This is a genomic window from Streptomyces sp. SID13726 (assembly GCF_010548375.1).
Taxonomy (GTDB): Bacteria; Actinomycetota; Actinomycetes; order Streptomycetales; family Streptomycetaceae; genus Streptomyces.
In genome coordinates, this window is sequence record NZ_JAAGLY010000002.1 from 66866 (window position 1) to 91520 (window position 24655).

Genomic DNA, 24655 nt, shown 5'->3' on the forward strand with positions numbered 1-24655 from the left:
AATACCGTCTCCGGTTCTGGGGGCTACTTGCCGGAGAGTTCCCGGGCGTGCACGCTCCGCGCCAGCCTCGGTCCGAGCCAGCGCTTGAACCGGCGCAGCGCCTCCAGCTGTCCGGCCGCCTTGTCGATCCGGTAGTACAGCTGGGGCGGGATGTACGGCAGCAGCGGTGAGTGGCGCTGGCCGAGCAGGGCGAACATCTGCTCCGGCGGGAGGTCCATGTAGCGGGGCAGGTTCTCGTACCACTGGGCGCTGTAGCGGGCCGCGCTCTGGACGGACAGCAGTTCCGACTTGCGGCGCCGCTCGTAGCGGGCGAGCGCCTGCGGGAGTTCCCCGTGCTCGCGCAGGGCGTCGGCGAGGGCGATGGAGTCCTCCAGGGCGAGGGTGGTGCCGGCGCCGATGGAGTAGTGGGTGGTGTGGGCCGCGTCGCCGAGCAGGACGAGGTTGTCGCGCCGCCAGGTGCGGTTGGTGAGGGTGCGGAAGGTGAGCCACTGGGCGCTGCCGGAGTTCGCGGAGCGGCCGATCAGCGGGTGGCCGTCGAGGATGTCGGCGAACAGCTTCTCCAGCAGGGCCAGTCCGTCGGCCTCGTCGGCGCCGTCCAGGCCGAGGCCGGTCCAGGTCTCCGGCGCGCACTCGACGACGCAGGTGCTGCGCTCGGGGCTGAAGGCGTAGCCGTAGCACCAGATCCAGCCGTGCTCGGTCTCGACGAAGGCGAAGGTGAAGGAGTCGAAGACCTTGCTGGTGCCGAGCCAGATGTAGCGGTTGCGGCCCTCCTTGGTCTCGGCGCCGAATGCCTCGGCGTGCCGGCCGCGCAGGACGCTGTGCACACCGTCGCCGGCCACGACGAGGTCGGCCTCGGGGAGGTTCCCTTCGGTGATCTCGTGCTCGAACTCCAGCCGTACGCCCAGCGAGCGGGCCCGGGCGGCGAGGATCTCCAGCAGCCGGTGGCGTCCGATGCCGTGGCCGAGGTCGCTGGGGCGCCGGGTGACGAGGTCGCGGACCCGGGCCTCGCCCTCGCTCCAGGTGACCGAGGCCTCCTCGACGGCGCGGGCCGACTCGGGGTCGTGGGCGTGGAGCTTGTCGAGCAGTCCGCGCCAGTAGGTGACGCCCCAGCCGTAGGTCGATCCCTCCGGGTTGCGCTCGTGGACAGTGATGTCGTGGGACGGGTCCTGACGTTTCAGCAGGATCGAGAGATACAGGCCGGCGGGCCCGCCGCCGACACAGGCGACCTTCACGCGCACCCCTAGAAATTACCCAAAGCGGTCGATTGGCAACGCAGAGTAGCAGTCCGGGGGTGTGCGACCCGCCCTTGCGATCGCGCCGGTTTCCGCGTGTGAGGCGGGCCACTGCCAGCGCGTTCGCCCGCAAAGGATCACCAGGATCACGGTCGGCGCGGGAAGGAATTCCTCCGTCCGGGGATCCGAAAGCCCTCTCTCCGGCAAGATCGTCTTCGTTCAACGCTGTACGACATGTAGGTAATTGTCTGGATCGGAGCCAACCGGTCGCGGGGGATTTCTCCCGCTCTCGGCGGGGCCGATAGGCATGCGGAGTCCGTCAACACAGGAGGTTCACCGCATGCCGGAACTCACCCGCCGTACCGCGCTCACCGCGACGGCAGCCCTCGCCACGATCGCCGTCGCCGCCCCGCGGGCGTCCGCCGAGGACCACCACCACGGATCGCCGGAGGGCTTCGACGAGGTCTACCGGGGCCGTCGGATACAGGGCCGGTCGAACGGGGGTCACCACGGCGGCTACCGCGTGTCGGTCGACGGCGTCGAGCTGCACGTGATGCGCAACGCCGACGGCAGCTGGATCAGCGTGGTCAGCCACTACGACCCGGTGCCCACCCCGCGCGCCGCGGCCCGGGCCGCCGTGGACGAGCTCCAGGGTGCCCCGCTGCTGCCGTTCCCCGCCAACTGACCCTTCCCGCGGGCCGCTTCGGCCCCGCACTTCTTCTTGGAGCATCCGCACCCATGACCGTCCGCAAGAACCAGGCGAACCTGACCGCCGACGAGAAGCGGCGTTTCGTCGCCGCCGTCCTGGAGCTGAAGCGCAGCGGCCGCTACGACGCGTTCGTCACCACGCACAACGGCTTCATCATGGCCGACACCGACAACGGCGAGCGCACCGGCCACCGCTCGCCCTCCTTCCTGCCCTGGCACCGCAGATTCCTGCTGGACTTCGAGCGGGCGCTCCAGTCGGTGGACTCCTCGGTCGCGCTCCCCTACTGGGACTGGAGCACCGACCGCTCGACGCGCGCCTCGCTGTGGGGCCCCGACTTCCTCGGCGGCACCGGGCGCAGCCGGGACGGACGGGTGATGGACGGCCCGTTCGCGGAGTCCACCGGCGACTGGCCGATCAGCGTGCGCGTCGACGGCCGTACGTATCTCAGACGCACCCTGGGCGCCGGGGTACGGGAGCTGCCGACCCGGGGCGAGGTGGACTCGGTGCTGTCCATGGCGACGTACGACATGGCGCCCTGGAACAGCGCCTCGGACGGGTTCCGCAACCATCTGGAGGGCTGGCGCGGGGTCAATCTGCACAACCGGGTCCATGTCTGGGTGGGCGGGCAGATGGCGACCGGGGTCTCCCCCAACGACCCGGTGTTCTGGCTGCACCACGCCTACGTGGACAAGCTGTGGGCCCGGTGGCAGCGCCGGCACCCGGACTCACGCTATGTGCCGGCCGCCGGGACGCCCGACGTCGTCGACCTCGGCGAGACCATGAAGCCGTGGAACGACGTGCGCCCGGCGGACCTGCTGGACCACACGCGCCACTACACCTTCGACACCGAATAGGAGTCGTCTTGCGCCGGTTTGCCCACCAGGTCGTGCGGTACCCGCGCCGGACACACCGAGAGGACGAAGGAGGGATTCACCCGTGTCGCAGGTCGAGGAATCCATCGAGGTCGGCGTGCCGGTGCACACCGCCTACAACCAGTGGACGCAGTTCGAGACGTTCCCCGAGTTCATGAGCGGGGTCGAGCGCATCGAACAGCGCACCGACACGCTCACGCACTGGGTGACCAACGTCAACGGGGTGCACAGGGAGTTCGACGCGGAGATCACCGAGCAGATCCCGGACGAGCGGGTCGCGTGGACCACGATCGCCGGCGAGACCCGTCAGGCCGGTGCGGTCACGTTCCACCGGCTCGACGAGAGCCACACCAAGGTGATGCTCCAGATGGACTTCCATCCGGACAGCATCACCGAGAAGGTGGGCGACAAGCTCGGGTTCGTGAAGCGGCAGACCAAGGGCGACCTGGAGCGCTTCAAGACGTTCATCGAGGAGCGCGGCCGGGAGACCGGTGAGTGGCGCGGGGCGGTCATCTGACCGTCACGGCCCGGGTCTTGGGACAGCCCGGCCCTCAAGCCACGGTCTCAGCCCGCGCTCTCAACCCGCCGTTTCCGTACGGCACTCCGGGTGCCCCCAGCCCTGGGCGTTCTTGGCGATGGTCTCACCGGCCGCGTAGGAGCGTCCGCACTGACACCGGCCGGGGAACTTGGCCTTGAGCGTACGGGAGGACGAACCGCCGCTCCGCCTGGGCGACTTGGCCCGGGCGGAGCGGTCGGTCTTAGGGGTGTCGGGCGACGGCGGCGGCTCCGGGGAGCCGAGGGCGCTGCTCGCGGGTTCCTGGACGATCGCCGCCTGGCTGGCCGCGCGGTCGGCGAAGTCGTTGAGCTTGTCGCCGTCGACCTGGTGGGCGGGGACGTAGCGGAAGTCGACCTTGCGGCCGTCGAGGAGTTCGTCGATGCGGACGACGAGTTCCTGGTTGGCGACCGGCTTGCCCGCGGAGGTCTTCCAGCCGTTGCGCTTCCAGCCGGGCAGCCAGGTGGTGACCGCCTTCATGGCGTACTGGGAGTCCATCCGGATCTCCAGCGGCACGTCCGGGTCGGTCGCCGCCAACAGCCGTTCCAGGGCGGTGAGTTCGGCGACGTTGTTGGTGGCCCTGCCGAGCGGGCCCGCCTCCCAGCGGTCCGGTGTCTCGCTCTCGTCGGCGAGGACCCAGGCCCAGGCCGCGGGTCCCGGATTTCCCTTCGAAGCGCCGTCGCACGCGGCCACCAGTCGTTCACGCATGCGCCCGATCATGCCATGCCGCCGAGGACGTCCGTTCACTCCACCGGGACGACTCCGGCCACGACCCTGCGGACCTCGCCGTCCCCGGGTCCCGACCCTTCCGCGTCGGCGAACAGCAGGTGCGCGGCCCCGATCAGCGTGGGCGCGAGGAGGGCCACGTCGGCGCCGGCCGGGACCCGCCCCAGGTCGCGCTCGGCACCGAGGTAGCCGGCCACCATCGCCGTGGCCTCCCGCAGCACCGGCACTCCCCCGCCCCGCGCCTGGCGCAGCCTTGCCCGCAGGGCGTCCCGCGCGATGACCAGGCCGACGATGCGCAGGGCGATCGTCCCGAAGAGGTCGGTCAGCGCGGCGGTGAGGTTGTCGACGACCGCACCGGTACCCGCGGACTCGATCAGGGCGCGGGAGCGGGCCTCGACCCGGCCGATGCGATCCAGCACCAGCTCGGCGAGGAACGCGTCGAAGTCCTCGAAGTGGCGGTGCAGCACCCCCTTGGCGACCCCCGCCTCGGTGGTGACCGCCCTGCTGGTCAGCGCGTTCGCCCCGTCCCTGAGCAGGATCCGCTCGGCCGCGTCGAACAACTGCTCCCGCACATCGCGGATGGCGATCCCTGTCGGCACGGCCCACCTCACTCGTCCTCGGACATCCTCCCTGATTCTTGTCGAGTGGGCACGTGCCCACTTAGAGTGGGCGCATGCCCACTCCAGCTCCGGACCCCCGGGAACAGCGAGAGATCGCCGAGTCGTACGGCTCCGACGCCGAGCGCTACGACCGGACCCGCCCCCGTTACCCCGACGCCCTGGTCGAGCGGATCGTCACCGGGAGCCCCGGCCCGGACGTCCTGGACGTGGGCACCGGCACCGGTATCGCCGGGCTGGCGTTCCGGGAGCGCGGCTGCCAGGTGCTCGGGGTCGAGCCGGACGCGCGGATGGCCGCGTTCGCGCGCGGCAAGGGCCTGGAAGTGGAGATCGCCCGGTTCGAGGAGTGGGAGCCGGCGGGCCGGACCTTCGACGCGGTCACCGCAGGGACGGTCTGGCACTGGGTCGATCCGGTGCTCGGCGCCGACCGGGCGGCCCGGGTGCTGCGGCCGGGCGGACGTCTGGCCCTGTTCTGGAACGCCTTCCAGCCCGCGCCGGAGGTGGCCGAGGCGCTCACGGCGGCCTATGCCCGGGCGCTGGCCGGCCTGCCGTCCGACTGGCGGCGCATGGACTGGCGCCGGATGACCGGCCCGGACGTCTACGCGGGTGTCTGCGCCACGGCCGCCGACGGCATCCGCGAGGCGTCCGCGTTCAGCGAGCCGGAGCAGTGGCGCTTCGGGTGGGACCGGGTCCACACCCGCGAGGAGTGGCTGGACCAGGTGCCCACCTTCGGCGGCCACGCGCAGTTGCCCGCGGAGCGGCTCGACGCCCTGCTCGCCGCTCTCGGCGACGCGGTCGACGGGCTGGGCGGGAGCCTGCGCATGCACTGCACGGCCGTGGTGGTCACGGCGGTGCGGACCGGCTAGGGCACGTCCGAGATCTGGGGCATCTCGCCCTCGGTCGTCGTCACGTCGATCACCGAGAAGCTCGCGCCCTGCGGGTCGCTGAGCGCGGCGAGCCGGCCGAACGGGGAGCCCATCGGGCCGAAGCGCAGCACGGCGCCCAGCTTGGTGGCGCGGGCGACGGCGTCGTCGCAGTCGTCGACCGTGAAGTAGACGTTGATGTACGCCGGCACCTCGGGCGGGAAGTCGTCGGTCATCTTCATGCGGCCGAGGACGGTGTTGTCGCCGAGGTTGAACATGCGGAAGTCCATCGCGTCGTCCTGCATCTGCTTCGCGCTGTAACCGAAGACGGCGGGGAAGAAGGTGTCGGACTTCTCGGGCTCACGGGTGAAGACCTCGGCCCAGCAGAACGCGCCGCGCTGCTCGGGCGGGGCCTCGAACCCCTCGTGGGTGCCCGCCTGCCACACCCCGAAGACCACACCGCTCGGATCGCGGCCCAGGCACATGGTGCCGAAGTCGCCGACCTGCATCGGCTCCATCAGCACTTCGCCGCCGTGGTCACGGATCTTGCCCGCGGTGGCCGCCGCGTCCGGCGAGGCGAGGTACAGGCACCACTGCGACTGTCCCTCCTGGCCGGGCATCGGCGGGACGACGGCGGCGACGGCCTTGCCGTCCGCGTAGGCCTGGGTGTAGTTGCCGTACTCCGACGACGACTCGCCGAAGGTCCAGCCGAGGACGTCACCGTAGAAGCTCTTGGCTCCCTCGACGTCGCTGAACATCGCATCGGCCCAACAGGGGGTTCCCTCAGGTTGTACGGCCATGATCACGGCCCTTCCCGTTCGGTGGTCGGTCCGTTTCCTCACGCTAGTCACGAGGGCGCCCGACCGCGCGTCGAACGGACGATTCCGCTTCAGTTCGGGCAGAAGCGACGTTCCGGTGCGCTGTTCGAGGAGCGCGGGGGCACTCATAGTGCGTCCACTGCCTCACCAGCGAGGTTTACACCGTCCAGGTCGTGAAGCCGCCCCCTTCACGCCCTGATCGGGTGGTCGGCCGGGCTGTTTGGCTAATACACGCGCATGGCCAGCCCGCTCACCTCCCAGGAGGGAATGTGTCCTCACCGGACAGCGCCACCGGTTCCGCAGTGGACGAACCCGAACCCCCTTCCGAAGCCCAGCTCACCAGTCTCAGCACCTCGGCGGCCCGGCAGCTCGCCACCACCACCAAGTCCGAACCCCAGATGCAGGCCATCAGCTCCCGCTGGCTGCTGCGCATGCTGCCCTGGGTCGACGTGAAGGGCGGCACCTACCGGGTCAACCGGCGGCTCCAGCTGCGGGTGGGCCGGGGCCGGGTGCAGTTCGAGCAGAACGGCGCGGACGACGTCAGGGTGATCCCCCAGACGCTCACCGAACTCCCCGCCCTGCGCGGCTACTCCGACCTCGACGTCCTCAAGGAGGTCGCGACCCGTTTCCGGGTCCGGGAGATCCGCGCGGGCCAGGTCCTCGTCGAGGCCGGGCAGCCGGTCACCGAGGCCTATCTCGTCGTACACGGCCGCTTCACCCGCTTCACCGCCGGCAAGTACGGCGAGGAGGAGATCGTCGGGGTCGTGACCGACGGCGCCCAGATGGGCGACGAGGCCATAGGGCAGCCCGACCCGCTGTGGCTGAGCTCGGTCCGGGCCGAGACCGCGGGCGTGGTGCTGGCCCTGCCCTGGTCCGTGGTCACGGAGTTCACCGAGCGGGTGCCGTCCCTCGCGGCCCACCTGGAGGAGTACGCGCGGCGGCAGAGCCTGCCGATGAACCGCAAGGGCGAGGCCGACGTCCCCGTCCAGGCGGGCCACGTCGGCGAGCCCACCATCAACGGCGGGTACGTCGACTACGAACTCGCCCCGCGCGAGTACGAGTTGTCCCTCACCCAGACCGTGCTGCGGGTGCACACCCGGGTCGCCGACCTCTACAACAACCCTATGGACCAGACCGAGCAGCAACTCCGGCTCACCGTCGAGGAGATCCGCGAGCGGCAGGAGTGGGAACTGGTCAACAACCGGGAGTTCGGGCTGCTGCACAACGCCGACCACGGACAGCGCATCAGCACCTTCACCGGCCCGCCCACCCCGGACGACATGGACGAACTGCTCGCCATGCGCCGCAAGACCAAGCTGTTCCTCGCCCATCCGAAGGCCATCGCCGCGTTCTTCCGGCAGTGCAACCGGCGCGGTCTGGTGCCAGGCACGGCGAACGTCGAGGGGCACGAGATCCCGGCCTGGCGGGGGGTGCCGATCTTCCCGTGCAACAAGATCCCGGTCAGCTCCCAGCACACCAGCAGCATCATCGCGCTGCGCACCGGGGAGGGCGACCAGGGCGCCATCGGGCTCTACCAGACGGGGATCCCCGAGGAGTACCAACCGGGCCTGAACGTACGGTTCATGGGGATCGGCACCAACTCGATCATCCGCTACCTCGTGACCGCCTACTACTCGATGGCCATCCTCGTCCCGGACGCGGTCGGCGTCCTGGAGAACGCGCAGATCGGCCGGACGGCCGAGTGACCGCGACGAGCAGCTGGTCCCTGCCGGGACCGCCCGACATCGCGAGCACCCTGCGCACCCCGAGGCAGGGCGGGGCGATCCCCGGCCTCAGACACCGGCAGGTCGCCCCGGCCGACCCCGTGCGGGCCGCGGAGGTCGACCGCAGGCTGGAGGCCTGGGCCCGGCGCCTGGATCTGTTCCCGGAGGCGTGGCAGGGGGACTTCTCGGGGTTCCAGTTCGGCCGGGCCGTGGTGCTCCAGCACCCGGAGGCGGCCGACCTCGAACGCCTCACGGTGGCCGGGGAGTTGCTGCTCGCCGAGAACGTCGTCGACTCCTGCTACTGCGAGGAGGACGAGGGCCGGGGCGGTGCGCGCCGGGGGCTCGGGGGCCGGCTGATCATGGCCCAGTCGGCGATCGACCCGTACCACGGCGTCCCGGAGCTGGAGGAGGAGTGGCGCGAGGGCGTACGGGCCGACGGTCCGCTGCGCTCGTACCACTTCGCCCTCCAGGACTACGCCGCCCTCGCCACGCCGAGCCAGACCGACCGGTTCGTGCACGACATCGCCCGCCTCCACCTCGGCTATCTCGCCGAGGCCGCCTGGGCGGAGACCCGGTACACGCCCCGGGTCTGGGAGTACCTGGTGATGCGGCAGTTCAACAACTTCCGGCCCTGTCTGTCGATCGTGGACGCCGTCGACGGCTACGAACTGCCCGAGGCGCTCTACGCACGGCCCGAGATCCAGCGGGTCACGGCGCTCGCCTGCAACGCCACCACCATCGTCAACGACCTCTACTCCTTCACCAAGGAACTGGCGAGCGACCCGACCCATCTCAACCTTCCGCAGGTAGTCGCCGCCAACGACCGGTGCGGGCTGAAGGCCGCCTATCTGAAGTCCGTGGAGATCCACAACCGGATCATGACGGCCTTCGACGAGGAGTCGGCCCTGCTGTCCGCCACCTCGCCGCTCGTCGGGCGCTACACCCGGAGCCTGTCGGACTGGGTGGCCGGGAACCACGAGTGGCACGCCACCAACAGCCACCGCTACCACCTGCCCAACTACTGGTAAAGCGCGGTCGCATGACGGAACGTCACCAGCACCAGCACGAGGAGTCACCGTTGACCATCGCCCCCGACGCCGGCACCAGGGCAGCCCAGGTGCCGACCCAGTCGACGTACCAGACCCGTGTCGCGGACTACTGGAACGCCGAGGAGAACCCGGTCAACCTCGAACTCGGAAAGCTCGACGACCTCTACCACCACCACTACGGGATCGGGGCGGCCGACCGCACGGTCCTCGACGAGCCCGATCCGGTACGGCGGCGGGAACGCATCACCGCCGAACTGCACCGTCTCGAACACGCCCAGGCCGAGATCCTCGCCGCCCGGCTCGGTCCGCTCACCGCCGAGGACCGGGTCTTCGACGCCGGGTGCGGGCGCGGCGGCGGCAGTGTCGTGGCACATCTGCGCCACGGCTGCCGCGCGGACGGCGTGACCCTCTCCGAGAAGCAGGCGGAGTTCGCCAACGCGCAGGCCCGCAAGCGCGGTATCGACGACCATGTCCGCTACCACCACCGCAACATGCTGGACACCGGGTTCGCCTCGGGGGCGTACGCGGCCTCCTGGAACAACGAGTCGACCATGTACGTCGAGCTGGACCTGCTGTTCGCCGAGCACGCCCGGCTGCTGCGCCGCGGCGGACGCTATGTGGTCATCACCGGCTGCTACAACGACACCTACGGGCGGGCGTCCCGCGAGGTCTCGCTCATCAACGCCCACTACATCTGCGACATCCATCCCCGCTCGGAGTACTTCCGGGCCATGGCCCGCAACCGGCTGGTGCCGGTGCACGTGGAGGACCTGACCGAAGCGGCCCTGCCCTACTGGGAGTTGCGCAAGGAGGCCGACCACCTGGTCACGGGCATCGAGGAGACCTTCCTGAGCGCCTACCGCAACGGCAGTTTCCAGTACCTGCTCATCGCGGCCGACCGGGTCTGAGTCAGTCCTTCGTCAGGCGTACGGCCGCCTCGGCCGGGGTGCTCGCCGGGTCCAGCACCTCCAGCGTGCCGTGCGCCCGCAGCAGCCGGCGGGTGCCCGGGGAGCACAGCACGGCGAAGGCCGCGCCGCCCTCCAGCACCCGTCGGCGCAGCCGAAGCAGCAGGTTCAGCCCGGTGGAGTCGACGAAGGAGACGGGTCGCAGGTCGACGAGGTAGGCCGGGGCGGCGAGGGCCGCGAGCGAGTCGAGCCAGCAGCGCAGCTGGTGGGCGGTCGCGAGGTCTATCTCGCCGTGCAGTTCGGCGAGGACCAGTCCGTCGGCGCCGCGCATGAGTCCGAGCTCTTCCGCAGGCGGCGGCCAGGTCGCGGTGAGGGCGGGTTTCAGTCTGTCGTCGTGCACGCTGTTCCGTCCCCGCTGTCGTACCTGCCGTCCGCGCCGGGGCCCTCGCTCCGGCGCGGACGCGTGCGGCGGTGTCGGTGTGCCCGCACCGCACGTGTCCGCGCCGGAACTCCCCCGGGCGGCTCCCCCTTGAACCGTGGTGCTTACTGTTCTACCTTCGCCACATGGTCTGGGCATCAACGCCCGCTCATCAGCGACACAACGGGCGGGTGCCGGGCGGGCCAGGTGATGCGGAATGCGCCCGCACCTCGCCCTGATCGAGGACGACCCCGACTTCGCACTGATGTGCCGTTCCTATCTGGAGCGCGCCGGATTCACCGTGACCTGGGCCATGGACGCCCGAGCCGGGAAGTCGGTGCTCCACGAGAGCCGCGTCGATCTGGCCGTCCTCGACCTGGGCCTTCCCGACGGCAGCGGACTCGAACTGCTGCGGGCGCTCAGGTCCACGAGCAGGCTCCCGGTCATCGTCGTCACGGGGCGCGGCGCGGAGGCGGACCGGGTGGCGGGGCTCGAGATCGGCGCCGACGACTACCTGGTCAAGCCGTTCTCGCAGCGGGAACTGGTGGCCCGTATCCACGCCGTGCTGCGCCGCTCGCAGCCGCCGGACGTGCCGGCGGTGATCCAGGCCGGCTCGCTGCTGGTCGACACGGCGGCGCGCCAGGCCTCCGTCGACGGTGTGGTGCTGACGCTGCGCCCGAAGGAGTTCGCGCTGCTGGAGATGCTGGCGGCCGCGCCCGGTCGGGTGTTCTCGGCGGAGCAGCTCCTGGTGCGGATCTGGGGTTCGTCCTGGCAGCAGCAGGCGACCGTGGTCGAGCACGTGTACCGGCTGCGCGGCAAGCTCGCCGAACTGCCCGCCCCCGCACCGCGGATCACCACGGTCCGCGGCTACGGCTACCGCCTCGACCCCTGAGGCGCTCACCGCTGTCCCAGCCCCAGCAGATCCGGCCCGGCCAGGAGGTCCGCCCGTGCCCGACACCCCGGACTTCCGGCGCCTGTTCGACTCGAACCTCTCCCCGTTGCTGGTCCTCACCCCGGACTTCGTCATCGTCGAGGTCAACCGCGCCTATCTGACGGCCACCCGCACCGAGCGCTCCATCGTGGGGCGGCCGGTCTTCGACGTGTTCCCGGACAACCCCGAGGACCCGTCCGCCGACGGTGTGGCCAATCTGCGCCGCTCCCTGGAGACGGTGGTGGCGAGCGGCCGTACGGACACCATGGCCCTCCAGCGCTACGACATCCCGTCGGGCGAGGAGGGTGCGTTCGCCGAGCGGTACTGGAGCCCGGTCAACGCGCCGGTCCTGGACGCCGAGGGGCGGGTCACGCACGTCATCCACCGGGTCGAGGACGTCACGGAGTTCGTGCATCTGCGCAAGGTGGGCCGGGAGCAGCAGCGGGCCGCCGCCGACGCGCAGATGCGCGCGGAGGGCATGGAGATCGACCTGTTCGTGCGGGCCCGGGAGATCCGCGAGGTGAACGAGCAGCTGAGCCGGGCCAACGCCGAGCTGGACGCGGCCGGGCGCAGGCTCCGGGAGGAGCAGCGGGCCAAGGACCGGTTCATCGCCACCCTCTCCCACGAGCTGCGCAACCCCCTCGCGGCCGCGACCGCGGCCACCGAACTGCTGGCCCTGGACATGCCCGAGGGCCATCCCGCGCTCGGTGTCCTGGAGCGGCAGCTGGGCACGCTGGCCCGGATGAGCAACGACCTGCTGGACGGCACCCGGGCGGTGACCGGACGCCTCGAACTGGTGCGGGAGCCGGTCGACGTGCGCTCGGTCGTCGAGGGGGCCTGCGCGGACATCCGCGGCCTGTTCGCGCACGACGGCCGCACGCTCGACGTACGGCTGCCGGGAGCGCCCCTCGTCGTGGACGGGGACCGGCTGCGGCTCGCGCAGGTGCTGACGAACCTGCTGTCCAACGCCCTCAAGTACACCCGGCCGGGCGGGCGCACCGAGGTGGAGCTGACGGCCGGGGACGGCGAGGCGCGGCTGAGCGTACGGGACGACGGGATCGGCTTCGACCCCGGTCAGGCCGAGGAGCTGTTCGGGGTGTTCATGCGGGCGGCGCCCGCCGGTCCCGACACCCCTGAGGGCCTGGGCCTCGGGCTCGCCGTCGCTCGGACCATCGCGGAGCTGCACGACGGCCGGGTCGGCGCGCACAGCGACGGGCCCGGCAAGGGGGCGACGTTCACGGTGGTGCTGCCCGCGACCGATTCGCCGGCTCTGCCGCGGCCCCGGACCGCGGTCACCCGGCCGGCGCCGCCGCGGCTGGCCGTCCTGATCGTGGAGGACAACCAGGACCTGGCCGCGACCTATCACACCCTGCTGGAGCGGCAGGGCCACCGGGTGAGGACCGTGCACACGGGGACGGACGCGCTCGCCGCGACCGAGGCCGAGGTCTTCGACGTCGTCCTGTGCGACCTGGGGCTGCCGGACATGGACGGCTACACCGTCGCCCGTACGGTGCGGGGCCGCCCGGACGGGGAGCGGCCCCGGCTGATCGCGGTCTCCGGCTTCAGCCAAGGCACCGACCGCGCGCTGTCCCGGGCGGCCGGGTTCGACGTCCATCTCACCAAGCCGCTGCCGCTGACCGACCTGACGGAGTTCCTGGAGCGGCCCGGCGGCGACTGAAGCGGGCCGCGCGTCTTCCGCCTTCGGCCGGGCTGTGCTTGCCTGGGGAACCGTTTTTCGGCGACCGGGTCGGGAGTCGCGCATGCGGACACCGTGGATCGTGGGGGTGCTGGCCGGAGTCCTGCTGCTCGGCGCGTGCACGGACCCCTCCGAGGGGCCGGAGTCCCCGCCGCCGACCCCGGACGTCTCCCGCGCGGCCACCACCCACCAGCGGGCCCAGACCTCGCCGAGCGCCTCCACCGCGGTGGTCGCCCCGCGCGTGCTGTATCTCGGGGACTCGCTCGCCATGGAGGCCCAGAACGTCCTCGGGCAGGAGCTGCGCCGACGGCTGCGGGCGACGTACACGAGCGCGCCGTACTCGGGAACGACCCTGTGCGACTACCTGGAGGGCACCGGGAAGAGGTCGCTGGTGCCCGACCGGGACAAGGCGGCCGCGCTGGTCCGCGCGCTGCACCCGGACTACGTGGTGCTCCAGTTCTGGGGGAACGCGTGGGGCTACACCTGGTGCATGGACGGGATCAGCCATGCGGCCGCGCCGCAGCGGTACTTCAGCAGGTACCGGGCGGACCTGAAGCGGCTGACCGACCAGATCGCGGCGGCCGGCGGGGAGCGGCGGCCGCGGATCGTGTGGGTGGCGCAGGGCCCGGACCCGATCACCCCCGACCGGGTCCGGCGCGTGAACGAGCTCTACGAGGAGCGGGCGGCCGCCTCGGGCGACCTGGTCGCGGACGCCGGCGGCACGGTGGCTCCCGCCGGGGCCCGCTACACCTGGACGCAGTACCTGCCGTGCACGGCGTACGAGCACGAGCACCCCGCCTACTGCACCGAGCCGGACCGCGACCGGACCGCCCTGCACCTCGGCAAGGACTATCTTCACTTCTGTCTGGCGCCCACGACGTCCACACCGAAGCCCTGTCCGGTCCGCTCCCCCGGCATCCTGAGAATGGTCCGCGAGATCACGCGGGTGATCGGCTCGTCCTGAGCGCGGCTCACTCGCCCGCGTAGGCCTTCTCCAACGCGGCGATGTCGAACTTCTGCATCGCCATGAACGCCTTGGTGACCCGGGCCGCCTTCGCCGGGTCCGGGTCGCCGACCATGTCGGCAAGGCCCTCCGGGACGACCTGCCAGGACAGGCCGTACCTGTCCTTGAGCCAGCCGCAGGGGCCGGGCTCGCCGCCGTTCTCGGTGAGCTTGGCCCAGTAGTAGTCGATCTCCGCCTGGTCGGCGCAGAAGACCTGGAAGGAGACGGCCTCGGTGAACTTGAACATCGGTCCGCCGTTGAGCGCGACGAAGCTCTGTCCGTTGGCCGTGAAGTCGACCGTCAGGACGGTGCCGGCGGGCTGCATCGCACCCTCGGGGTAGCGGGTGACCCTGCCGACGCTGGAGTCCTTGAAGACGGAGACGTAGAAGTGCGCGGCCTCCTCGGCCGTGCCGTCGAACCAGAGACACGTGGTGAAAGCCTTGCTCGCCATGGGTTCCTCCTGAGGCGTGAAGTGCGGTCATGTGTGTCGACCGATCCTCACCGCGAAACTCATCGGTCGGTCCGGCCGGTTGATCCAGGTGGCCCATACATCCGTACGAACTAGCATCCCGGGCATGACGTCATCACCCTCGGACCTCGTCCGGCCCTTCCGCATCGACATCGCGCAGAGCGACCTCGACGATCTCCACGACCGGCTCGACCGCACCCGCTGGCCCGACGACCTCTCGGCGGCGGGCTGGGCGTACGGCGTGCCGGCCGGCTATCTGCGCGACCTCGCGCACCATTGGCGGCACTCCTACGACTGGCGGGCCGCCGAGGCGCGGCTCAACGAGTGGCCGCAGTTCACGACCGTCATCGACGGGTCGACCGTCCACTTCGCGCACGTCCGCTCCCCCGAACCGGACGCCACCCCGCTGGTCATCACGCACGGCTGGCCGGGCTCGATCGTCGAATTCCTGGACGTGGTCGGGCCGTTGACCGATCCGGTGGCCCACGGCGGCGACGCGGCCGACGCGTTCCACGTCGTCGTACCGAGCATTCCGGGGTTCGGGCTGTCCGGGCCGCCCGCCGACACCGGCTGGGAGGCCGGCCGGGTCGCCGGCGCGTGGGCCGAGCTGATGACACGGCTCGGCTACGAGCGGTTCGGCGCGCAGGGCGGGGACTGGGGCTCGGTGATCTCCCGGGAGCTGGGCCGGGCCCACCCCGAGCGGGTCGTCGGCGTGCACCTCAACCTGCTGCCGGGCGCGCAGGCCACCCATGAACCGACCGAGGAGGAACTCGCCGGGCTGGGAGCCTCGAAGCGGGAGCGCACGCTGGAGTCCTGGCGCCGCTGGAGCGCCTGGTCGCGCGAGGGCACCGGGTACGCGGTTCTGCACTCCACCCGGCCGCAGACCCTCGCCTACGCGCTCACCGACTCCCCGGTCGGTCAACTCGCCTGGATCGTCGAGAAGTTCCAGGAGTGGACGGACTCGGCGGAGCTGCCGGAGGAGGCCGTGGACCGGGACCGGCTGCTGACCAACGTGATGCTGTACTGGCTGACCGGGACCGCCGGTTCGGCCGCCCGGATCTATTACGAGCGCGCGCACGCCGCCGGTGAGCGGGCGGCCCGGCCCACCGAGCCGTCGACCGTGCCGACCGCCCTCGCCGTCTTCCCCGCCGAGATCCAGCTCCCGCTGCGGCACCGGGCGGAGCGCACCGAGAACATCGTGCGCTGGACCGAGTTGGGGCGCGGCGGCCACTTCGCGGCGATGGAGGAGCCGGACCTGCTGGTGGCGGACGTACGGGCGTTCTTCCGGGAGGTGCGGGAGACGGGCTGAGGGCAGGCTCTGCCCATGGCGAATCTGCCGCGGGCAGAGAAATCACCGGTGGGCGTCCCGTGAGGCCGACAGTGGGGTCGACGACATCCCCACGACCACGAGGACAGTCCATGACTTCCATCCGGGCCGAGGACGGCGACACTCCTCCCACCCGTTTCGACGACCAACTGGCCAGTCAGCTCCTCGCCCAGCGCATCGTGCTGCTGGGCACCCAGGTCGACGAGGTCTCCGCGAACCGGATCTGCTCGCAGCTGCTGGTCCTGTCCGCAGAGGACCCGCGCACCGACATCGCGCTGTGCATCAACAGTCCGGGCGGTTCGGTGTACGCGGGGCTCGCCATCTACGACACGATGCGGCTGATCCCGAACGACGTCTCGACGCTGGCCATGGGCTTCGCGGCGAGCATGGGCCAGTTCCTGCTCTGCGGCGGCGCACCGGGCAAGCGGTACGCCCTGCCGAACGCGCGGATCATGATGCATCAGGGGTCCGCGGGCATCGGCGGCACCACCGCCGACATCGAGATCCAGGCGGAGAACCTGGACCACAGCAAGCGGACCATGGAGCGGATCCTGGCCGAGAACACGGGCCAGACACCGGAGACCATCGCCCGGGACGGCGACCGCGACCGCTGGTACACGGCCGAGGAGGCCAGGGAGTACGGCATGGTGGACCGGGTCCTGGAGTCCCTCGCGGACGTCCGCCCGGCCGCCTCGAAGCGACGGATGGGGCTGTGACATGGGGAACTACACGATTCCGTACGTCGTCGAGCGGACCGCGCACGGCGAGCGCTCCTCCGACGTGTTCAGCCGGCTGCTGTCCGAGCGGATCATCTTCCTCGGCACCGAGATCGACGACGGCGTGGCCAATGTCGTGATCGCGCAACTCCTGCATCTGGAGTCGTCGGCCCCGGAGAGCGAGATCTCGATCTACATCAACTCGCCCGGCGGATCGTTCACTTCACTGATGGCGATCTACGACACGATGACCTATGTGCAGGCGCCGATCTCCACGCTCTGCGTGGGCCAGGCGGCCTCCACGGCGGCCGTTCTGCTGGCCGGAGGGGATCCCGGCCGCCGGCTCGTGCTGGAGCACGCGCGCGTGCTGCTCGGCCAGCCCGCGTCCGGCGGCAACCGCGGCTCGATCTCCGACCTCGCCCTCCAGGCCAAGGAGATGGTCCGCATCCGCTCCCAGGTGGAGGAGGTGCTGGCCCGGCACACCCGCCACGACATCGACACGCTGCGCGCGGACATGGACCGCGACAAGGTGTTCACCGCCGAGGAGGCGGTGGCGTACGGGCTGGCCGACGAAGTGGTGAGCCGGCGCCTCGTGACGGTCTGAGGCGCCGGCCGCGCCGCTTCAGGCCGCCAGGCACATCCCGTCGTACGACGATCCGCGCACCGGACCGCGGCCGCGGGCCGAGTGCCGGGTGAGCTCGCCCTGGGCCAGCGAGAGCAGATCGCCGAGGCCGAGGCCCAGGGCGTGGGCGGCGGCTGCGAGGACCTCGGAGGAGGCCTCCTTGCGGCCGCGCTCCACCTCGGAGAGGTAGGGCATCGAGATGCGGGCCGCGTCGGCCACGTCCTTGAGCGTGCGCTCCTGGGCGAGGCGTTCCCGGCGCAGGACGTCACCGACGAGGTCGCGCCACAGGGGCTCCCTGGGTTCTCTGGCCGCGGGGTTCCGCGGGGCGATGGGGCGCGGCGGTGCCGGGGCGGGGCGTTCGGACACCGGGCGGGCGGTCCCCGGGCGCGCGGACTGCGGGCGCAGGGGGATCACGCGGGCTTGGTTCGGCGCTTCGTTGCTCACCGGATCAGCCTAAATTCCGTGGCCGCGTTGGGAAGGGGTCGGCATTCTGCCCTGGGTGGAATCTCCGACGGGAAAGGGGCCGGGTCCGGTGCTGCGCGAGACCTTCGACGAGGTGGCGGAGTTGTACGACAGGGCGCGTCCGCGCTATCCGCGGGCTCTGGTCGAGGAGTTGGCCCGGTCGGCGGGGCTCGGCCGGGACAGCCGGGTGCTGGAGGTGGGGCCGGGGACCGGTCAGCTCACCCGTTCCCTCGCGGAGTTCGGCTGCCGGATCACCGCCGTGGAACTGGGCGGGGAGATGGCCGCGGTGGCGCGTCGTCGGCTGGCCGGATTCCCGCGGGTCGAGGTGCACACCGGGGAGTTCGAGAGCTGGCCGCTGCCCGGTGAGCCCTTCGACCTGGTCGCGTGCGCGACCGCCTTCCACTGGATCGACCCTGCGGTCCGGATGGAGAAGCCTGCGGACGCGCTCCGCCCCGGTGGACGCCTCGCCGTCGTCGCCACCCACCATGTGGCGGGCGGCACGAACGAGTTCTTCGCGCGGGCCCAGGACTGCTACGAACGATGGGATCCGGCCACTCCGCCGGGGCTGCGCCCGCGGCCGTCGACGGAGATCCCCTCGGGCACCGAGGAGTTCGAAAGCTCCCCGCGCTTCACGGACGTCACGGTGGCCCGCTTCGAGCGGGACATCGTCTACACCGCCGACGAGTACATCGACGTGCTCCTCACCTACTCGGGCCACCGGGCCCTGGACAGCGCCCGGCGTGAGGGCCTGCTCGGCGGTCTCCGGGACCTCGTCGAGACGCGCCACCAGGGCCGGATCACCAAGCGTTACCTCCACGAACTCGTCGTGGCCACCCGGGTCGGCCCCTGAGGACCGGCGATTTCACGCCGCGGGGACACCGGGCGGGCATGCGTCGTCACTCCTCGGGTACGCGCAAGGTGAGGGAGCTGCGGGCCGTCGGAAGGCCGGTGGCCCGGGGACGCATATGTCAGCGTGTTCCGGGTACCCGGCAAGCCGCGAACCCCGCAGGACCCGAGACAACCCAGGCCGAAGAGGCAGACGTCGAGCCGTGACTTTCGTGGGAGAGGTAATGCATACCGCCGTCACCGCCGTGAACCGTTCGGAGACACGCGTCACCGGGCACGCCAGCGGGACCAGGACGGATGAGACACCGCTGCCGGGAGTCGAACAACCGCGGGCCGTGGCTCCGCGGGACGCGCGGGAGCTGTCCCGTCAGTTCTTCCAGCGCCTGACGGAACTCGAGGAGGGCACGCACGAATACCAGTACGCGCGCAACACCCTCATCGAGATGAACATGTCGCTCGTGCGCTTCGCGGCCGGGAGGTTCCGGGGCCGCGGTGACGACATGGAGGACATCGTCCAGACGGGCATGATCGGGCTGATCAAGGCGATCGACCGGTTCGAGGTGTCGCGCGAGGTCGAGTTCACGTCGTTCGCGCTGCCTTACATCGTCGGCGAGATCAAGCGGTTCTTCCGTGACACCACCTGGGCGGTGCACGTCCCCCGCCGTCTTCAGGAGCTGCGCGTGGAGCTGGCCAAGGCCCGCGAGGAACTCGCCAGCCGGCTGGACCGCGAGCCCTCGGTGGCCGAGCTCGCGACCCTCATGAACCTCTCCGAGAAGGAAGTCGTCGAGGGCCAGATCGCCTCCAACGGCTACAACTCCTCGTCCCTGGACGCCGCCCTGACCGGTGACGGCCCCGAGGGCGGCGAGGCGGTCCTCGCCGACTTCATCGGTGTGGAGGAGGACGGGCTGCGGCTCGTCGAGGACTTCCAGTCGCTCGCGCCGCTGATGGCCGAACTCAGCGACCGCGACCGGCAGATCATCCACATGCGGTTCGTGGAGGAGGCCACCCAGTCGGAGATCGGTGAGCGGCTCGGCTGCTCGCAGATGCATGTGTCCCGGCTGATCAAGCGGATCATCACGCGGCTGCGCGAGGGCATGCTGGGCGAGCTGGGCTGCGCCTGACGCGGACCTGCACGGACAAGGCGGGTGCCGTCCCGGGACGGCACCCGCTCTCCGGTCAATGGGGCAGTGTCTCCAACGCTCTAGGTCAGCGTCACTGCTTCTCGTTCAGTCCGATCACCGCGCGGACCCGCTTGCCCACCGGTACCCGCTCCGCCCCGACCTCCAGTGCGAGCGCGTGCACTATCTCCAGACCGTGCCGTCCGACGCGCTCGGGATCCCTCGGGAACCTGCGCGGCAGGGCGGCACTGCTGTCGTAGACGGTGACGACGAGCGCGAGGTCGGTGCCCTCGAGTTCCAGGATGTACGGCCCGTTGCTGTGCCGCTCCGCGTTGGTGACGAGTTCGCTCACCACCAGGAGCACCTCGTTCTCCGCGCGGGCGTCGATGGGGGCGCACCACTCGGTTCTGAGTCTGCCCAGGAACTGTGCGGCGAAGGACCGTGCCTCGGCTATGCATCCCGGTTCTCCGGTGTAGTGCGCTGCCTCCCGCAGGGGTTCCACGGGCACGTCGAAACCAGTCGGTATCACTGCCCCGTCCAGGTGATCGATCATGCGGTTCTCTCTCGGAAGCCGGACTGGCCGGACGCTGCTGCACCAGTGCTCGTACCCCGAGCCGCGCGTCGCAGTCCCGGAGACACGTCACACCGCCGGAGACACCGTCCCGCTGTACAGCGAGGCCGTCTGTGTCGTCCCCGGCGTGCTGTCGGAGGCGAGGGGCGGCTGCGGGGCCGAGGAGTCGGGCGCGACGGGCTGTTCGCCCGGGGACTGGCTGGTGGGCGGTGCCGAGGTGGGCGTGTCGGAGCTGGGGGCCGGTGTGGACGGGGCGGTCGAGGTCGGCGGGCACGGGCTCGGACTCGGCGATCCGGAGGGGGTGCCGCTCGGTGTCCCGGTCGGCGTGCCGGGGGCGCCGGACGACGTGGAGACACAGGGCGACGGGGAGGACGGAGTCGACGGGGACGTCGGTGTGCTCGGTGTCGTCGGCGGGGCCGGGGTGGACACGCTCACCGACGGGGAGGGCCGGACCGGCGGGTCGGTCTTGTGGTCCTTGTGGCCGGTGTCGCCGCGGTGCCGGGCGATCCAGTCGTCGTGGTCGGGGTCGTAGATCACGAAGATGTTGATGACGGTCGTCGAGGGCGCGACCACCACCACGTTCGAGGGGCGGTACGACGACCAGGAGTCGCCGGTGGGCTTCGGCGTGGTGTGCTGGGCGACCGGCGGGGTGAGCGGGTTGCCGCAGGCGCAGCGGGTGCGCGGCACGCCGTGGTCGTCGACGAGGACCGCGGTGCCGGCCTGGAGGACGGCCTGGTAGCTGGTGGCGGCTCCGTCGCGGTAGCCGTGGTTGGTGACGCGGGTGTCCATGCGCAGCTGGACGGGTGTGAGCGCGCGCAGGTAGGCGGGGACCCCGGCGGGCTGGACGCCGGCGACCGAGGCGAAGGCCTTGTTCTTCGCGGGGTCGGTCTGTAGGGCCTTGATCTGCTTCTCGACGTCGCAGCTGGAGACGTTGCGGGTGCCGCCGTAGAGGCCGGGAGCGGCGCCGTCGACACCGCGTACGGCGTTGGCGGGTTCCGACGCGCCGGTCGGGGAGGCCGGGACCGGCGGGGCGGAGCTGTCCTGCGCGGTCGACTCGGTGAAGGGCTCGGGGCCGGTCTTGGCGGCGGCCTGGAGGAAGACCTCGCCGTCGCCGCCGGCCGAGTCGGAGCCGCCGTCCGGGCGGGTCAGGACGACCGCGAGCACCACGGCGGCCACCACGGCGGTGGCGAGCAGGGCGATCCGGGGCACCGATCGCCACCACGGACGGCCGGGTTCCGGCGTGGGGGTACCGCCGCTGCTGCCCGGGGGCTGCGAGGGCGGACCCGAGGGTGGCTGCGAGGGGCCCGACAGGGGGCCGGAAGGCGGTCCGGTGGGGCGGCCTGAGGACGGCGGTTCGACGCTCACGAGCTCTTCTTCCCGACGCGGGATTCCTGCGACGTGCGATGCGCTTGCCCCGATTAAGCCGCATTTTTCCGCGACGTACCTATTGTTTGCTCCGGTCCGGCCCCGCTCGCAAGCGGACGCGGACGGACCTCCCGGCAGGCGGGCCGTCCGGGAGCTGCTTAGCGTGGCAGGGTGAGCCCGCGATCCCCCGTTGACCAGGCAGTCGTCGCGCGGCACGGCTGGACGCAGGCCGTGGCCACGGTGCTGGGCGCGATGGTCGCCATGGGGGTGGTGGCCGGGCTCGGACTGTGGGCGGCGGGTGCGGCGGACCTCCCGGACCACGCGTTCCCCCGGGTCGTCACGGCGACCGTCGTCACCGCGGTCGGGGGCACGGTCAAGCTGTCCGGCGGCGCGGGCGGACTCGCCGACAGCAAGGCGGGGCTCACGGTGATCCCGCTGTCCGTCACCCTCACCGGAGCGCTGGTGCTCGGTGCGGGATTCCTGCGCCCGCTGCGGCACCGGGCGGTCGCCGGCGGCCGGGAACTCGCCGGATGGGCCGCCAGGATCGCCGTCCTGTGGCTGCTCGCCCTCCTCGCGACGGCCTACGCGGCCCGGCAGAAGTTCAAGCTCCCGCTGGGCAACGACACGCTGGGCGACCTGGGCGATCTCTTCGGCGTCTCCCCCGAGGTCGGCTTCACCACGGACGTGCCGCAGACCGTCCTGTTCGGTCTGCTGTGGCTGGCCGGAGTGCTGGTCCTGGCGCTGCTGGTGTCGCGCCGGGCGCCGCTTCCGGGCCGCCTGCTGCGGTTCCAGGAGTCGGTGCGTCCCGCCGCGCACGCCATGGTGGTCCTCCTCCTCGCGTACGTCGTCCTCGGCGGCGTGATCGCCCTGGCCGTCGCCGTGACTCGGGGGCACGCGCCCGAGACGCTGGCGGTGATCCTGCTGGGCCTGCCGAACCTGGTCTGGCTGGCTCTGACCATCGGACTCGGCGCCACCTGGAACGGCCGGGTGGAAGGGCCTTTCGGGCTGCCCATGCCGCACGTCCTGGACGAGGTGCTGCGGTCCAAGGACACCGCCACGCTCAATCTGCACACCCTCGCCGAGCACGACGGCCGTGTCTGGTGGCTGGTGGCCGTCGACGCGGTCCTGCTGCTCTCCGTCGCCTTCCTGACGGCCGCCCGCTCCCCGGCCCGCGTCCGCGCCTGGCAGCACGCCGTCCACCTGGCGGTGGCCCTCGCCCTCACGGTCCTGATGATCTGCCTCGTCGGCCGTGTCTCCGCCCACTACGGCCTCTCGGTCCTCGGCATCGGCGACCTCGGGGGCGACCTGGGCGGGCAGCTCTTCCTGGAGCCGGAGCTGTGGGCGGCGGTCGGGCTGGGCGCGCTGTGGGGTCTGGTCGCCGGTTTCCTCGGCGCACTGTTGGCACGGCCGCTGCGCCGCAAAGGGGAGGTCGGACGCACTGCCGTGTGACGCCGGGCGTGTCACGGTGTGCGCAACCTGCTCAGCCCGTTCCAGCTGCGCTCAAGCAGGCTCCCCTGGCGCTGGGTGCGCTCCCCGGACCACCGGCAGGGCCCAGCGGGGCGGGGGCTTCGGCCTCGTCTCCGCCGGTTCCACGGCTCTCAGGGCCACCTCGGTCGGTGGGTGCGTGTCCGTCGCCGTCGAGCGGAGGGCGGCCACGAAGGCGAGGCAGGAGTCGTGACGGTCGTCGGGGCTCTTGGCGAGGGCCTTGGCGAACACCGCGTCGAGCCGGGCCGGCAGTCCGGGCCCGGCCTCGGAGAGGGCCGGAGGCGGGTCGTACTGGTGGGCCCAGAGCAGGGCCATGTCGTCGTCGCGGCGGAAGGGCGGGTGGCCCGTGAGGGACTCGTAGACCACGCAGGCGAACCCGTAGACGTCACAGCGGCCGTCGACCGGTCGGCCGGAGATCTGCTCGGGTGCCACGTAGTCGAGGGTGCCGACGAACTGGCCGACCGTCGTGAACCCGGTCAGTGACAGGGACTTCTTCGTGAGGCCGAAGTCGGTGAGGTAGGTGTGCTCGGGGTGGTCGCTGTCGGTGCCCCGGGCGACCAGGATGTTGCCGGGCTTCACGTCCCGGTGGACCAGTCCGTGCTCGTGGGCCGCGTCCAGCGCGGAGGCGACCTGGGCGGCGATCCTGAGAGCCGTGGGGAGGGGCAACGGGCCCTGGCGGTCCAGGAGATGACGCAGGTCGCTGCCGGAGACGTAGCGCATGGCGATGTACAGCACGCCGTCCGTCTCGCCCGCCTCGAAGACCGGGACGATGTGCGGGTGGTCGATCGCGGCGGCCACCCGGGACTCGTGGCTGAAGCGGTTGCGGAAGGTGTCGTTGCGGGCGAGTTCGGGGGCGAGGAGCTTCAGCGCCACGGTCCGGTCCAGGCGCAGGTCACGGGCGCGGTAGACGACCGCCATGCCGCCCCGGCCGACCTCCTGCTCGATCCGGTAGCCGGCGACCTGCCGGCCGACCGGCTCGGAGGGGCGCCCGGAGAAGAGGCTGGTCTCACGGGCCATCGGGGGTCACCACCTGGGTGGGGGCGTGCCCGGGGCCGTCGGCGGCGGCGCGGGGCGCGTCGTCGGTGGCGTAGGTGCTCAGCCGGGTTCCGTCCGCGTAGACCCAGCGCCCGTGCTGGGGGTCGTACAGCCACACGTGCTCGCCCTCGACGACCACCCCGATCCGCAGTCCCCGGGTGCGCCCCTGGAAGCCCTCCGTGTCGAGGCCGCCGCCGGCCAACTCCTCGACGGCGGCCCGGTAGCGGGCGAGGGTCTCGTCGGCGCGGGCCAGCAGGGGGCGCGGGTCGGCGGTGCGGCTGAGCGGGGCCTCGGGGACGGGCGGGTCCTGGGGTACGGCGATGAGGTGGCGGCCGTCGACCCAGGCGGACCAGCCGTTGGCGCACAGGACGTGGGCCCAGTCGCCGCGCCGCTCGGCCAGCTGGACGGGGAGCAGCGGGTCGAGGGGGACGGTGGGGCGGGCCGGGTCGGGGGCCTCCCAGGCGGGCATGCCGGGCCCGGGGACGACATGGGTGGGCCGGAAGCCGGGGGTCGTCATCGGCGG

At 71.6% G+C, this 24655-nt stretch carries 27 protein-coding genes; 16 read left to right on the forward strand and 11 right to left on the reverse strand.

What is annotated here, in order from left to right:
• Positions 1 to 23 precede the first annotated feature (23 nt).
• A complete protein-coding gene (locus tag G3I78_RS04315) occupies positions 24 to 1238 on the reverse strand; it encodes an FAD-dependent monooxygenase (protein WP_164421430.1) in 1215 nt (404 codons plus the stop codon).
• Positions 1239 to 1572: 334 nt separating this feature from the next.
• Here G3I78_RS04315 and G3I78_RS04320 point away from each other — a divergent pair, with 334 nt between their 5' ends.
• The 3 genes from G3I78_RS04320 (at position 1573) to G3I78_RS04330 (ending at position 3330) form a co-directional block, all read left to right on the forward strand.
• The gene (locus G3I78_RS04320; RefSeq protein ID WP_164421431.1) at positions 1573 to 1917 is read left to right on the forward strand and encodes a tyrosinase cofactor; all 345 of its coding nucleotides are present in this window, start codon (positions 1573 to 1575) and stop codon (positions 1915 to 1917) included.
• Positions 1918 to 1970: 53 nt separating this feature from the next.
• Positions 1971 to 2795 carry a tyrosinase family protein gene (locus tag G3I78_RS04325; RefSeq protein ID WP_164421432.1) on the forward strand — a complete coding sequence of 275 codons (825 nt, stop codon included), beginning with the start codon at positions 1971 to 1973 and terminating at the stop codon, positions 2793 to 2795.
• Positions 2796 to 2877: 82 nt separating this feature from the next.
• Positions 2878 to 3330 carry an SRPBCC family protein gene (locus G3I78_RS04330; RefSeq protein WP_164421433.1) on the forward strand — a complete coding sequence of 151 codons (453 nt, stop codon included), beginning with the start codon at positions 2878 to 2880 and terminating at the stop codon, positions 3328 to 3330.
• 60 nt (positions 3331 to 3390) lie between these two features.
• Here the strand turns inward: G3I78_RS04330 and G3I78_RS04335 are convergent, their stop codons facing one another.
• Together G3I78_RS04335 and G3I78_RS04340 are read right to left on the reverse strand one after the other, a co-directional pair.
• Complete coding sequence (locus G3I78_RS04335) at positions 3391 to 4086, reverse strand: ribonuclease H (protein ID WP_164421434.1); 696 nt, start codon at positions 4084 to 4086, stop codon at positions 3391 to 3393.
• A gap of 23 nt (positions 4087 to 4109) precedes the next feature.
• Entirely contained in the window at positions 4110 to 4691 is a 582-nt protein-coding gene (locus G3I78_RS04340; protein ID WP_164421435.1) for a TetR/AcrR family transcriptional regulator, read from the reverse strand.
• 74 nt (positions 4692 to 4765) lie between these two features.
• Here G3I78_RS04340 and G3I78_RS04345 point away from each other — a divergent pair, with 74 nt between their 5' ends.
• The gene (locus G3I78_RS04345; protein WP_164421436.1) at positions 4766 to 5575 is read left to right on the forward strand and encodes a class I SAM-dependent methyltransferase; all 810 of its coding nucleotides are present in this window, start codon (positions 4766 to 4768) and stop codon (positions 5573 to 5575) included.
• On the opposite strand, the gene G3I78_RS04350 is transcribed toward G3I78_RS04345, so the two are convergent.
• Positions 5572 to 6372: a VOC family protein gene (locus G3I78_RS04350; RefSeq protein ID WP_164421437.1), complete on the reverse strand. Its 801-nt coding sequence runs from the start codon at positions 6370 to 6372 to the stop codon at positions 5572 to 5574. The two genes, G3I78_RS04345 and G3I78_RS04350, sit on opposite strands and share 4 nt — an antisense overlap.
• Positions 6373 to 6659: 287 nt before the next feature.
• On the opposite strand from G3I78_RS04350, the gene G3I78_RS04355 reads away from it, so the two are divergent.
• The 3 genes from G3I78_RS04355 to G3I78_RS04365 are packed head-to-tail and all read left to right on the forward strand — an operon-like array spanning position 6660 to position 10071.
• Entirely contained in the window at positions 6660 to 8096 is a 1437-nt protein-coding gene (locus G3I78_RS04355) for a family 2B encapsulin nanocompartment shell protein (protein WP_164421438.1), read from the forward strand.
• Complete coding sequence (locus tag G3I78_RS04360; protein ID WP_164421439.1) at positions 8093 to 9142, forward strand: family 2 encapsulin nanocompartment cargo protein terpene cyclase; 1050 nt, start codon at positions 8093 to 8095, stop codon at positions 9140 to 9142. The genes G3I78_RS04355 and G3I78_RS04360 overlap by 4 nt, the downstream gene beginning before the upstream one ends.
• A 50-nt stretch (positions 9143 to 9192) precedes the next feature.
• Positions 9193 to 10071 carry a geranyl diphosphate 2-C-methyltransferase gene (locus G3I78_RS04365; RefSeq protein WP_164422089.1) on the forward strand — a complete coding sequence of 293 codons (879 nt, stop codon included), beginning with the start codon at positions 9193 to 9195 and terminating at the stop codon, positions 10069 to 10071.
• 1 nt (position 10072) lies between these two features.
• Here G3I78_RS04365 and G3I78_RS04370 read toward each other — a convergent pair whose 3' ends face one another.
• Positions 10073 to 10468: an STAS domain-containing protein gene (locus G3I78_RS04370; protein WP_164421440.1), complete on the reverse strand. Its 396-nt coding sequence runs from the start codon at positions 10466 to 10468 to the stop codon at positions 10073 to 10075.
• A 235-nt stretch (positions 10469 to 10703) separates the two neighbouring features.
• Here G3I78_RS04370 and G3I78_RS04375 point away from each other — a divergent pair, with 235 nt between their 5' ends.
• The 3 genes from G3I78_RS04375 (at position 10704) to G3I78_RS04385 (ending at position 14077) form a co-directional block, all read left to right on the forward strand.
• A complete protein-coding gene (locus tag G3I78_RS04375) occupies positions 10704 to 11378 on the forward strand; it encodes a response regulator transcription factor (protein ID WP_164421441.1) in 675 nt (224 codons plus the stop codon).
• Between the two features lie 55 nt (positions 11379 to 11433).
• The gene (locus G3I78_RS04380) at positions 11434 to 13095 is read left to right on the forward strand and encodes an ATP-binding protein (protein WP_164421442.1); all 1662 of its coding nucleotides are present in this window, start codon (positions 11434 to 11436) and stop codon (positions 13093 to 13095) included.
• 82 nt (positions 13096 to 13177) lie between these two features.
• Positions 13178 to 14077: an SGNH/GDSL hydrolase family protein gene (locus tag G3I78_RS04385; protein ID WP_164421443.1), complete on the forward strand. Its 900-nt coding sequence runs from the start codon at positions 13178 to 13180 to the stop codon at positions 14075 to 14077.
• 7 nt (positions 14078 to 14084) lie between these two features.
• Here the strand turns inward: G3I78_RS04385 and G3I78_RS04390 are convergent, their stop codons facing one another.
• Positions 14085 to 14567 carry a VOC family protein gene (locus tag G3I78_RS04390; RefSeq protein WP_164421444.1) on the reverse strand — a complete coding sequence of 161 codons (483 nt, stop codon included), beginning with the start codon at positions 14565 to 14567 and terminating at the stop codon, positions 14085 to 14087.
• Positions 14568 to 14691: 124 nt separating this feature from the next.
• Between G3I78_RS04390 and G3I78_RS04395 the strand changes: the two genes are divergently transcribed.
• The 3 genes from G3I78_RS04395 to G3I78_RS04405 all read left to right on the forward strand — a co-directional run bounded on the left by G3I78_RS04395 (position 14692) and on the right by G3I78_RS04405 (position 17232).
• Entirely contained in the window at positions 14692 to 15894 is a 1203-nt protein-coding gene (locus G3I78_RS04395; protein ID WP_164421445.1) for an epoxide hydrolase family protein, read from the forward strand.
• Between the two features lie 110 nt (positions 15895 to 16004).
• On the forward strand, positions 16005 to 16628 hold the full coding sequence (locus tag G3I78_RS04400) for an ATP-dependent Clp protease proteolytic subunit (RefSeq protein WP_164421446.1): 624 nt from the start codon (positions 16005 to 16007) through the stop codon (positions 16626 to 16628).
• Position 16629: 1 nt separating this feature from the next.
• Positions 16630 to 17232 carry an ATP-dependent Clp protease proteolytic subunit gene (locus G3I78_RS04405; protein ID WP_164421447.1) on the forward strand — a complete coding sequence of 201 codons (603 nt, stop codon included), beginning with the start codon at positions 16630 to 16632 and terminating at the stop codon, positions 17230 to 17232.
• Positions 17233 to 17250: 18 nt separating this feature from the next.
• On the opposite strand, the gene G3I78_RS04410 is transcribed toward G3I78_RS04405, so the two are convergent.
• Positions 17251 to 17694, reverse strand: a complete 444-nt coding sequence (locus G3I78_RS04410) for a helix-turn-helix transcriptional regulator (RefSeq protein WP_164421448.1) — start codon at positions 17692 to 17694, stop codon at positions 17251 to 17253.
• Positions 17695 to 17782: 88 nt separating this feature from the next.
• Here G3I78_RS04410 and G3I78_RS04415 point away from each other — a divergent pair, with 88 nt between their 5' ends.
• A complete protein-coding gene (locus G3I78_RS04415) occupies positions 17783 to 18562 on the forward strand; it encodes a class I SAM-dependent methyltransferase (protein ID WP_164422090.1) in 780 nt (259 codons plus the stop codon).
• A gap of 220 nt (positions 18563 to 18782) precedes the next feature.
• Positions 18783 to 19679 carry an RNA polymerase sigma factor SigF gene (locus G3I78_RS04420; protein WP_164421449.1) on the forward strand — a complete coding sequence of 299 codons (897 nt, stop codon included), beginning with the start codon at positions 18783 to 18785 and terminating at the stop codon, positions 19677 to 19679.
• 91 nt (positions 19680 to 19770) lie between these two features.
• Here G3I78_RS04420 and G3I78_RS04425 read toward each other — a convergent pair whose 3' ends face one another.
• Complete coding sequence (locus G3I78_RS04425; protein ID WP_164421450.1) at positions 19771 to 20229, reverse strand: ATP-binding protein; 459 nt, start codon at positions 20227 to 20229, stop codon at positions 19771 to 19773.
• 87 nt (positions 20230 to 20316) lie between these two features.
• Positions 20317 to 21612 carry a DUF6777 domain-containing protein gene (locus G3I78_RS04430; RefSeq protein WP_164421451.1) on the reverse strand — a complete coding sequence of 432 codons (1296 nt, stop codon included), beginning with the start codon at positions 21610 to 21612 and terminating at the stop codon, positions 20317 to 20319.
• A 171-nt stretch (positions 21613 to 21783) separates the two neighbouring features.
• Between G3I78_RS04430 and G3I78_RS04435 the strand changes: the two genes are divergently transcribed.
• Positions 21784 to 23061, forward strand: a complete 1278-nt coding sequence (locus G3I78_RS04435; RefSeq protein WP_164421452.1) for a streptophobe family protein — start codon at positions 21784 to 21786, stop codon at positions 23059 to 23061.
• 51 nt (positions 23062 to 23112) lie between these two features.
• On the opposite strand, the gene G3I78_RS04440 is transcribed toward G3I78_RS04435, so the two are convergent.
• Both G3I78_RS04440 and G3I78_RS04445 read right to left on the reverse strand, forming a co-directional pair.
• Positions 23113 to 24114, reverse strand: a complete 1002-nt coding sequence (locus tag G3I78_RS04440; RefSeq protein ID WP_164421453.1) for a serine/threonine-protein kinase — start codon at positions 24112 to 24114, stop codon at positions 23113 to 23115.
• Positions 24104 to 24649, reverse strand: a complete 546-nt coding sequence (locus tag G3I78_RS04445; RefSeq protein WP_164421454.1) for a hypothetical protein — start codon at positions 24647 to 24649, stop codon at positions 24104 to 24106. Before G3I78_RS04445 ends, G3I78_RS04440 begins: the two co-directional genes overlap by 11 nt.
• Positions 24650 to 24655 lie beyond the last annotated feature (6 nt).

Coding starts and splice junctions, on each gene's coding strand:
- G3I78_RS04390 (WP_164421444.1), bottom strand. CDS start 14,567: ATGGCGAGCAAGGCTTTCACCACGTGTCTCTGGTTCGACGGCACGGCC.
- G3I78_RS04445 (WP_164421454.1), bottom strand. CDS start 24,649: ATGACGACCCCCGGCTTCCGGCCCACCCATGTCGTCCCCGGGCCCGGC.
- G3I78_RS04350 (WP_164421437.1), bottom strand. CDS start 6,372: ATGGCCGTACAACCTGAGGGAACCCCCTGTTGGGCCGATGCGATGTTC.
- G3I78_RS04335 (WP_164421434.1), bottom strand. CDS start 4,086: ATGATCGGGCGCATGCGTGAACGACTGGTGGCCGCGTGCGACGGCGCT.
- G3I78_RS04405 (WP_164421447.1), top strand. CDS start 16,630: ATGGGGAACTACACGATTCCGTACGTCGTCGAGCGGACCGCGCACGGC.
- G3I78_RS04345 (WP_164421436.1), top strand. CDS start 4,766: ATGCCCACTCCAGCTCCGGACCCCCGGGAACAGCGAGAGATCGCCGAG.
- G3I78_RS04375 (WP_164421441.1), top strand. CDS start 10,704: ATGCGCCCGCACCTCGCCCTGATCGAGGACGACCCCGACTTCGCACTG.
- G3I78_RS04395 (WP_164421445.1), top strand. CDS start 14,692: ATGACGTCATCACCCTCGGACCTCGTCCGGCCCTTCCGCATCGACATC.
- G3I78_RS04420 (WP_164421449.1), top strand. CDS start 18,783: ATGCATACCGCCGTCACCGCCGTGAACCGTTCGGAGACACGCGTCACC.
- G3I78_RS04425 (WP_164421450.1), bottom strand. CDS start 20,229: ATGATCGATCACCTGGACGGGGCAGTGATACCGACTGGTTTCGACGTG.
- G3I78_RS04325 (WP_164421432.1), top strand. CDS start 1,971: ATGACCGTCCGCAAGAACCAGGCGAACCTGACCGCCGACGAGAAGCGG.
- G3I78_RS04400 (WP_164421446.1), top strand. CDS start 16,005: ATGACTTCCATCCGGGCCGAGGACGGCGACACTCCTCCCACCCGTTTC.
- G3I78_RS04320 (WP_164421431.1), top strand. CDS start 1,573: ATGCCGGAACTCACCCGCCGTACCGCGCTCACCGCGACGGCAGCCCTC.
- G3I78_RS04385 (WP_164421443.1), top strand. CDS start 13,178: ATGCGGACACCGTGGATCGTGGGGGTGCTGGCCGGAGTCCTGCTGCTC.
- G3I78_RS04440 (WP_164421453.1), bottom strand. CDS start 24,114: ATGGCCCGTGAGACCAGCCTCTTCTCCGGGCGCCCCTCCGAGCCGGTC.